At 67.3% G+C, this 4478-nt stretch carries 5 protein-coding genes and 1 pseudogene; 4 read left to right on the top strand and 2 right to left on the bottom strand.

The features are described from left to right. Together G3N94_RS39760 and G3N94_RS39755 are read right to left on the bottom strand one after the other, a co-directional pair. On the bottom strand, positions 1-336 hold a 336-nt coding region (locus G3N94_RS39760), incomplete at its 3' end, for an aminopeptidase P family N-terminal domain-containing protein (protein ID WP_205799662.1). A 16-nt stretch (positions 337-352) separates the two neighbouring features. Next, positions 353-607: a hypothetical protein gene (locus tag G3N94_RS39755; protein WP_205799661.1), complete on the bottom strand. Its 255-nt coding sequence runs from the start codon at positions 605-607 to the stop codon at positions 353-355. Between the two features lie 263 nt (positions 608-870). Between G3N94_RS39755 and G3N94_RS39750 the strand changes: the two genes are divergently transcribed. The 4 genes and pseudogenes from G3N94_RS39750 to G3N94_RS39735 form a co-directional block, all read left to right on the top strand. Then, positions 871-1632 carry a response regulator transcription factor gene (locus G3N94_RS39750; protein WP_205799660.1) on the top strand — a complete coding sequence of 254 codons (762 nt, stop codon included), beginning with the start codon at positions 871-873 and terminating at the stop codon, positions 1630-1632. Between the two features lie 26 nt (positions 1633-1658). After that, positions 1659-2957: a glutamyl-tRNA reductase gene (hemA, locus tag G3N94_RS39745; protein WP_205799659.1), complete on the top strand. Its 1299-nt coding sequence runs from the start codon at positions 1659-1661 to the stop codon at positions 2955-2957. Positions 2958-3039: 82 nt separating this feature from the next. Then, the gene (gene prfA, locus G3N94_RS39740; RefSeq protein ID WP_205799658.1) at positions 3040-4122 is read left to right on the top strand and encodes a peptide chain release factor 1; all 1083 of its coding nucleotides are present in this window, start codon (positions 3040-3042) and stop codon (positions 4120-4122) included. 7 nt (positions 4123-4129) lie between these two features. Next, a pseudogene (locus G3N94_RS39735) lies at positions 4130-4478 on the top strand (protein-(glutamine-N5) methyltransferase, release factor-specific); the annotation flags it as partial.

Below are 4478 nucleotides of genomic sequence, written 5' to 3'. Positions count from 1 at the left end.
GTTCTGCGCGAGCCAGTCGACGTGCGGCGCACTCTGCTGCCCGCCCGTCATCTTCATCAGCGTGACGCCGCTGCCGGCCAGTTCTGCGTCGGCCTGCACCCAGTAGCGGCTGTCGACCCACAGCCCCGCGAAATCGGCGGTGACGACGAGCGTGCCGACCGAGCCCGTGAAGCCGGACAGCCAGCGGCGCGCCTGCCAGCGTTCGGGCAGGTATTCGGACAAGTGGGGATCGGCGGACGGCACGAGATAGGCGGCCAGGTTCTCGCGGACCATCACGCCGCGCAGCAGCGCGAGACGAGCCGGCACCGACGTGGCTTCGGGAAGACGGGCATTCATGATTTCACCTGAGCAATCAGCGACGCGCCGCCAGCGCGACCGTCGCGGCCACGGCAAGGAACGCGACGCCGGTGCAGACCGGCCATTCGAGCGTCTCGCCGTCGTAAAAGAGTCCTGAGAGATTGCCGGCCATCTTCGCCGCAACCGCGCCGACGATGCCGACAAGGACTGCCACCCGCCAGCCCGGCCGACCGTCTTGCCGCAACGGGTGCAGCCACCGGCCGAGCAGCCCGACGGCCGTTCCCAGAACGATGATTCCAAACCAGTTCATTCGACGCCCTTAGGGTCTGTTTACATATGGAACGCGCATGCAAGCCCAAATTGAAAGTTCATTTCACGGGGATGCCCGTTCCATATGTAAACAGACCCTGCAAATTTCGGATTCGTCCAATAGGCGTGAACGATTCATGCGGCTAGCATCGACCCATCCATCGAACCTGAGATCAGCAGGTACTTGCCGCGGAACGTTCCAGTGTAGGGGCCGACCGGAGGTTATGGCAAGCACGCACCGGCTGCCGTAATGAAGAAATTCCCATGCGAATCGCAATGATCGATCCGGATGCGCGTCACTCAGCGCTCCTGAATCGCCTCCTCTTCGCGGGTGGCCATGTCTGCCACCCGTTCGCGACCAGCGCCTGCTTCTTCGAGTGGCTCGCGACCGATACCTGCGACATGCTGATCACCGGCGACTGGGCCGGCGACCAGCCCGCCGAGGAAGTGATCCCGCGTGCGCGCGCGATCCTGCCCGGCCTGCCGGCGATCGCCGTGATGCGGATGCCGCGCGAAAGCGAGATCGTGGCGTGCCTGCACGCGGGCGCCGACGACTGCCTCGTCAAGCCGGTCAGCGGCCCGGAACTGCTCGCGCGCGTCAATGCGCTGATGCGCCGGGCGGGCGTCCGGCGCCCGCCGAACCGCTCGCGCGATACGTATGGAGAATACGCGTTCGACGCCACGCACGGCCTCGTGCGCTTCGGCGACGAAGTCGTCGCGCTCACGCCGAAGGAATTCCGCTTCGCGCTGCTGTTGTTCGCCAACCTGTCGCGGCCCGTGTCACGCGCGCATATCCTCGAAACGGTGTGGGCACGCCGGCGCGACATGAAGTCGCGCACCCTCGACACCCACGCATCCCGGCTGCGCAGCAAGCTGAAGCTGCTGCCCGAGCACGGCTACCAGCTGTTGCCGCTCTACGGCTATGGCTACCAGCTCGACCAGGTGCCGGTCGAGCCCCCAAATTGCCGCCCGGGTCTCGCGGACGCCCGCTACACTTCGAGTGACGGAATCGCCGAGACGCTATAATACGAGGCTAAACGATAGCCCTTGATATGCAACTCCTCACGATCGGAATCAACCACCACACTGCGCCTGTCGCCCTGCGCGAACGCGTGGCGTTTCCGCTCGAACAGATCAAGCCGGCTCTCGTGACGTTCAAGAACGTCTTCCTCGGCCCCCAGGCGCCCAACACGCCCGAAGCCGCGATCCTGTCGACCTGCAACCGCACCGAGCTCTACTGCGCGACCAACGATCGTGCGGCGCGCGAAGGCGCGGTGCGCTGGCTGTCGGAGTATCACCGGATTCCCGTCGACGAACTCGCGCCGCACCTGTACGCGCTGCCGCAGTCGGAAGCGGTCCGGCATGCGTTCCGCGTCGCGTCGGGCCTCGATTCGATGGTGCTCGGCGAAACCCAGATCCTCGGCCAGCTGAAGGACGCGGTGCGCACCGCGTCGGAAGCCGGCGCGCTCGGCACCTACCTGAACCAGCTGTTCCAGCGCACGTTCGCGGTCGCGAAGGAAGTGCGCGGCACGACCGAGATCGGCGCGCAGTCGGTGTCGATGGCCGCTGCGGCGGTCCGCCTCGCGCAGCGCATCTTCGAGAAAGTGTCCGATCAGCGCGTGCTGTTCATCGGCGCCGGCGAAATGATCGAGCTGTGCGCGACCCACTTCGCCGCGCAAGGCCCGCGTGAGCTCGTCGTCGCGAACCGCACCGCGGAGCGCGGGCAGAAGCTCGCCGAGCGCTTCAACGGCCGCTCGATGCCGCTGTCGGAGCTGCCGGCCCGCATGCAGGAGTTCGACATCATCGTGTCGTGCACCGCGTCGACGCTGCCGATCATCGGCCTCGGCGCGGTCGAGCGCGCGGTGAAGGCGCGCCGCCACCGGCCGATCTTCATGGTCGACCTCGCGGTGCCGCGCGACATCGAGCCCGAAGTCGGCAAGCTGAAGGACGTGTTCCTTTACACCGTCGACGATCTCGGCGCGATCGTGCGCGAAGGCAACGCATCGCGCCAGGCCGCGGTCGCGCAGGCCGAGGCGATCATCGAGACGCGCGTGCAGAACTTCATGCAGTGGCTCGACACGCGCAGCGTCGTGCCGGTGATCCGTCACATGCATACGCAGGCCGATGCGCTGCGCCGTGCCGAAGTCGACAAGGCGCAGAAGCTGCTCGCGCGCGGCGACGATCCGGCCGCCGTGCTCGAAGCGCTGTCGCAGGCGCTGACCAACAAGCTGATCCACGGCCCGACGAGCGCGCTCAACCGCGCGAACGGCACCGACCGCGATTCGCTGATCGACCTGATGCGCAGCTTCTACCAGCACGCACCGCGCTCGGACGACCAGTCGGGCCACTAGCGCCGACCGATCGCCGCGCCGCCGGCTCGCCAGCCGGCCTATCCTTTCCGTATACCTTGCCCGGGAGCGCCGCTCCACACCCATGAAGACGAGCATGCAACGCAAGCTCGACCAGCTTTCCACACGGCTGGCCGAACTGAACGACCTGCTGAGCCGCGAGAACGTAACAGCCGATCTCGACCAGTACCGCAAGCTGACCCGCGAGCACGCGGAACTCGACCCGGTCGTCGGGCAATACGCGCTGTGGCGCCAGTCGCTCAGCGATGAAGCGGCCGCGCAGGAACTGCTCGCCGATGCGTCGATGCGCGACTTCGCCGAGGACGAGATCAGGAGCGCGCGGGACAGCATGACCCGTCTCGAGACCGAGCTGCAGAAGATGCTGCTGCCGAAGGACCCGAACGACGACCGCAACATCTTCGTCGAAATCCGCGCGGGCACGGGCGGCGACGAATCGGCGCTGTTCGCGGGCGACCTGCTGCGGATGTACCTGCGCTTCGCCGAGCGCCAGCGCTGGCAGGTCGAGATGATGTCGGAGAGCGCGTCGGATCTCGGCGGCTACAAGGAAGTGATCGTGCGGATCGCGGGCCAGGGCGCTTACTCACGGCTGAAGTTCGAATCGGGCGGCCATCGCGTGCAGCGCGTGCCGGCCACTGAAACGCAGGGGCGCATCCACACGTCCGCGTGCACGGTCGCGGTGATGCCGGAAGCCGACGAGATCAGCGAGGTCGAGATCAATCCGGCCGACCTGCGGATCGACACGTTCCGCGCGTCCGGCGCGGGCGGCCAGCACATCAACAAGACCGATTCGGCGGTGCGCGTCACGCACCTGCCGACCGGCATCGTCGTCGAATGCCAGGACGATCGTTCGCAGCACAAGAACAAGGATCGCGCGCTGAAGGTGCTCGCCGCTCGGATCAAGGACAAGCAGTATCACGAGCAGCACGCGAAGGAAGCCGCGACGCGCAAGAGCCTGATCGGCTCGGGCGACCGCTCGGAACGGATCCGCACGTACAACTTCCCGCAGGGCCGGATGACCGATCACCGGATCAACCTGACGCTGTACCGGCTCGAAGCGATCATGGACGGCGACCTCGACGAGCTGATCGCCGCCCTCGCCAGCGAGCACCAGGCCGAGCTGCTCGCGTCGCTCGGCGACGCCGACTGAGCCCGCAATGAGCACCGCGACTGCCCTCGACCTGCTGCGCGCGTCGCCGCTCGACGCGGTCGACGCGCGCGTGCTGCTCGCCTTCGCGCTCGGCTGGACGCGCACGCAGCTGATCACGCGCGGCGACGAGCCGCTCGACGCGGCCGCGGTCGAACGCTATCGCGCGCTCGAAGCGCGCCGCGTGGCCGGCGAGCCGGTCGCGCAGCTGGTCGGCATGCGCGAATTCTTCGGGCGGCCGTTCGACGTGACGCCCGACGTGCTGATCCCGCGCCCGGAAACCGAATTGCTCGTCGAAGCGGCGCTCGACGCGATCGACGGGATCCCGCATCCGGCCGTGCTCGATCTCGGCACCGGCA

The sequence above is a fragment of the Burkholderia sp. Ac-20353 genome (assembly GCF_017104785.1).
Lineage (GTDB): Bacteria > Pseudomonadota > Gammaproteobacteria > Burkholderiales > Burkholderiaceae > Burkholderia.
The sequence above is the reverse complement of the archived record's forward strand: the minus strand, read 5'-3'. Positions and strand labels throughout refer to the sequence as shown.

Excerpts from the sequence above, each read along its gene's own strand:
- G3N94_RS39755 (WP_205799661.1), bottom strand. The coding sequence starts at position 607 with ATGAACTGGTTTGGAATCATCGTTCTGGGAACGGCCGTCGGGCTGCTC.
- G3N94_RS39750 (WP_205799660.1), top strand. The coding sequence starts at position 871 with ATGCGAATCGCAATGATCGATCCGGATGCGCGTCACTCAGCGCTCCTG.
- hemA (WP_205799659.1), top strand. The coding sequence starts at position 1,659 with ATGCAACTCCTCACGATCGGAATCAACCACCACACTGCGCCTGTCGCC.
- prfA (WP_205799658.1), top strand. The coding sequence starts at position 3,040 with ATGAAGACGAGCATGCAACGCAAGCTCGACCAGCTTTCCACACGGCTG.